This is a genomic window from Thiohalocapsa sp. (genome assembly GCF_019695415.1).
Classification (GTDB): domain Bacteria; phylum Pseudomonadota; class Gammaproteobacteria; order Chromatiales; family Chromatiaceae; genus Thiohalocapsa.
In genome coordinates, this window is record NZ_JAIFKJ010000494.1 from 1 (window position 1) to 4,027 (window position 4,027).

4 protein-coding genes are annotated in these 4,027 nt (G+C 66.0%); 2 read left to right on the plus strand and 2 right to left on the minus strand.

From position 1 onward, the window contains the following. Positions 1-95: 95 nt before the first annotated feature. A complete protein-coding gene (locus I6U14_RS13745; protein ID WP_296900087.1) occupies positions 96-389 on the minus strand; it encodes a hypothetical protein in 294 nt (97 codons plus the stop codon). A 160-nt stretch (positions 390-549) separates the two neighbouring features. Between I6U14_RS13745 and I6U14_RS13750 the strand changes: the two genes are divergently transcribed. After that, a complete protein-coding gene (locus tag I6U14_RS13750) occupies positions 550-2,136 on the plus strand; it encodes a glycogen synthase (protein WP_296900088.1) in 1,587 nt (528 codons plus the stop codon). 114 nt (positions 2,137-2,250) lie between these two features. Here I6U14_RS13750 and I6U14_RS13755 read toward each other — a convergent pair whose 3' ends face one another. Continuing rightward, positions 2,251-2,925 (minus strand): protein-L-isoaspartate(D-aspartate) O-methyltransferase, encoded by a 675-nt coding sequence (locus tag I6U14_RS13755; RefSeq protein ID WP_296900089.1) that lies wholly within the window; start codon positions 2,923-2,925, stop codon positions 2,251-2,253. Positions 2,926-3,113: 188 nt separating this feature from the next. On the opposite strand from I6U14_RS13755, the gene I6U14_RS13760 reads away from it, so the two are divergent. Continuing rightward, positions 3,114-3,914 (plus strand): phosphodiester glycosidase family protein, encoded by an 801-nt coding sequence (locus I6U14_RS13760; protein ID WP_296900090.1) that lies wholly within the window; start codon positions 3,114-3,116, stop codon positions 3,912-3,914. Positions 3,915-4,027: the final 113 nt, after the last annotated feature.

Genomic DNA, 4,027 nt, shown 5'->3' on the forward strand with positions numbered 1-4,027 from the left:
AATGTCTGGACAGGCCCGGCTCCGTCTGATTTTTGGGCAGGATGCCCAATAAATCGGCGTCTCCTGAGCCCGCGGCAGGCGCGAACACATCGAATTCATTCACGCTCCAGGATAGCTAAGATGGCGAAGAAGCCGACCCCAAAAAAGGCCGCGACTAGGAAGAAGAGCGCGTCTAAGGCGACCACGACAACAGTGAAGCTCACCACCAAGAAGACCGCTCCGCCCAAGGCGAGGGCCGCCGGCCGCACCGCGACCGGGACCACTCCCGGCATCGCAACCTCGGCACCGAAGCCGGCCGCCGCTTCCGAGCCGCAGGCACCGGAGACCCCGAGGCAACCGCTCCCGCACAGAATTCGGGCCGGCGAGGAGACCGCCGCGTTGCGCCCCATGCCGCGGGTCCACGAATTCGAGCGTGCCGGGGCGGTGACCGCCGTCACTCTAGCGCCGAAGCGGACCCCGAAGCGGACCCCAGAGCGCTCGCCGGCAGCCAAGGCGCCCGCGACCCGCCCGGAGCAACCAGCTGCCCTGCCGGTCGGCAGGCCGGAGCCTGTGCGCACGCGCAAAGAGCATCCCGACTCCGGCTACGAGCCGGAGCCGGAGCCCCATCCGCAGCCGCAGCACGAGCCGTCCCCGCCACCTGTACAACACGAGCATCGGCCGAGCCTATTCATCGTCCACGTGACGCCGGAGATGGCGCCGGTGGCCAAGGTCGGCGGGCTTGCCGACGTGGTCTTCGGCCTGAGCCGCGAGCTGGCCATTCGCGGCAATCACGTCGAGATCATCCTGCCGAAATACGACACCCTGCGCTACGACCATATCTTCGAGCTGCATGAGGTCTACCGCGACCTGTGGGTGCCTTGGTACGAGGGCGCCATCCATTGCACCGTGTTCTTCGGCTTCGTGCATGGGCGCAAGTGCTTCTTCATCGAGCCGCACTCCCACGACAACTTCTTCAACCGCAACAGCATCTACGGCTTCGCCGACGACGTGTTGCGCTACGCATTCTTCTCGCGTGCGGCCATCGAGTTCCTGTGGAAGGCGGGCAAGCATCCCGACATCATCCACTGTCACGACTGGCAGACCGCGTTGGTGCCGGTCTTCCTATACGAGATCTATCAACAGCTCGGCATGACCCATCCGCGGGTCTGCCTAACCATCCACAATTACAAGCATCAGGGCGTCACCGGTGCCGAGCTGTTGCGCGCCACCGGCCTGCATCAGCCGGAGCGCTTCTTCGACCGGCTGCGCATGGGGGACAACCACCACAAGGACGCGCTGAATCTGCTCAAGGGCGGCATCGTCTATTCCAACTTCATCACCACCGTATCGCCGCGCTACGCCTTCGAGACCAAGGACGGCGGCCAGGGCTTCGGCCTGGAGCCGACCCTGCACACGCACCACATGAAATACGGCGGCGTCGTCAACGGCATCGACTACGACGTCTGGAACCCGGAAATCGACCACCATCTGCCGGTGCGCTATAGCGTCGACAACATCGACGCCAAATATGACAATAAGCGCGCCCTGCGACACCGGCTGATGTTGGCCGACAACGAGAAGCCCATCGTTGCCTTCATCGGCCGGCTCGACCCGCAAAAGGGCCTCGAGCTGGTCCGCCATGCGATCTTCTATTCCCTCGAGCGCGGCGCGCAGTTCGTGCTGCTTGGCTCCAGCCCCTACCAAAATATCAACAACGACTTCTGGGGCTTGAAGCACATGCTGAACGACAGCCCCGACTGCCATCTGGAGATCGGCTTCGACGAAGACCTCGCGCATCTGATCTATGCCGGCGCCGACATCATCCTGGTACCGAGCCAGTTCGAGCCCTGCGGCCTTACCCAGCTCATCGCGCTGCGCTACGGCACCATACCGGTGGTGCGTACCGTCGGGGGTCTGGCCGACACCGTGTTCGACAAAGACTTCTCGGACCGTCCGCTGCACGAGCGCAACGGCTACCGCTTCGACAACTACGACGGCCCTGGCCTGGAGTCTGCCCTCGGCCGCGCCATCGACTGCTACCACCAATTTCCGGAGCACTTCCGCGAGCTGATGAAAAACGCTATGCGCGCGGACTATTCCTGGAATCGGCCCGGACAGGACTATCTGAACATTTACGACTTCGTCCGCAACCGCTGAAGAGAGCACTGCGAGCCAAGCGGCTCGACAGCTTGCGAACGTCGCGGTTCCAATCGCGCCGTCCGGGCTGGCGCAAGGCGGCACCGGTGGGCGGGGCAGGTCGAGGGCGTCATCTCAGGTCTGGCCGCGGACCATTGGCACGAAGGCCACCGGCAGCACGTCGCGCCTGTTGACGCCGCCGTTGGACTTGCCGCACAGCACGCACAGCACTTGGCCGGGACCGCGTGTGACCGGGATCACCAAATTGGCGCCGGGCTTCAGTTGCCGCACCAGTGTCATCGGTACCCGCGGCGCAGCGGCGGTGACGATGATGCCGTCAAAGGGCGCCTGCTCCGGCCAGCCGGCATAGCCGTCGCCATGGCGCACCTCGACGTTGCCGTAGCCCAGCTCGGCAAGGCGCCGCGCCGCCCCCTCGGCCAGCGGCTTCACCACCTCCAGCGAGTAGACCTGCGCGACCAGTTCCGCGAGCACCGCAGTCTGGTAGCCGCAGCCGGTGCCGATCTCCAGCACCCGGGCGCCGCTGCCCACCTCCAATAGCGCCGTCATCAGCGCGACCATGTAGGGCTGGGAGATGGTCTGACCCTGGCCGATGGGCAGGGGCATGTCGGCATAGGCGAGCCTCTGTTCGCCGGGGGGCACGAAGCGGTGGCGCGGGACTCGGCGCAGCGCCTCGATGACGTCCGGCGGCGGTGCGCCGACGCCGGTGTCCCGGGCCGTCAGCCGGAACAGGGCGCCGATCGTCTCGAGCATGTGCTCGCGCTCGGCGGTGCGGTCGGGGTGGTCGGACATGGGCTCGCTCCGGTCGCTGGTCGGCAGGAGAGGACGCCGTAGCGCCGGGTGGCTGGTCAGGTGTGCCCCGACGTCAGAGAATGCTCGCTGCGGTACGACGGCGGATAGACCCTGCCCTTACTCAGAAGCATAGTCCTCTCCGCGGTTGGCACACGGGCCGGACGAAGAGGCTGTGCAGGAGATCGTGCATGCAGATCCAGATGCTCTCGCGAATGCTGTTGTGCGCGCTGCTATCGACGGCGGCACTGGGCATCGCCGATGACTGGCGGCCGGTCACGGGAGCCGCTGCGGACCGTTCTGACGCGGACCTTTACCACGCTGAGCACACGGCGGAACGACCGTCTGACGGCAGGTCGGTCACCGCGCGGCTGGTCTTTTTTGCATCGCCGGCATACCGGCTGGAGGTCGTCGACCTCGGCGATGGTGCGGAGCCGGCTTATCCCAGCCTGGAGGCTGCATTCCGGGCAAATGGCTGTGTCGCCGGCGTCAACGGCAGCTTTTTCCACCCGGACTGGCGGCCTCTCGGATTGGTCATCGCCGGCGGGCGGCGTATCAACCGCCTCGAGACCTCGAAGCTGCTGAGCGGCGTCCTCTACAGTGACGCTGCGGGAACGCACATCGAGCGCCGCTCCCGGTTCCGCGACCATGACGGCATCAAGGCGCTGCTCCAGACCGGGCCCTACTTGGTCGAGCACGGGCGCGCGGTGCGCGGTCTGTCCAGGGCCAACCCGCGACGCCGCACCTTTATTGCCACGGACTGGCGCGGCCACTGGGCGCTGGGCGCCACCACCACCCAGCTCACACTGGCTGAGCTGGCCGAGGTGCTGACCTCGCCGGGCGCCCTGACACCATGGCGCGTGGACCGCGCCATCAATCTGGATGGCGGGTCTTCCACGGGCTTTTTCTTCGACCGCGGGCCTCAGGCCGCGCCTGTGCAGATGCAGCCGCGGAAGCGGGTGCGCAACCTACTCGGGGTCGTGCGGCGGTGATGGCTCTCTTTATGCGGTAGACGGATACGCCGCAGGGGAGACTGGCTATACTCGTTAAGGAGATGCTGATGTATTGGGCATCCTGCCCAAAAATCAGACGGAGCCGGGCCTGT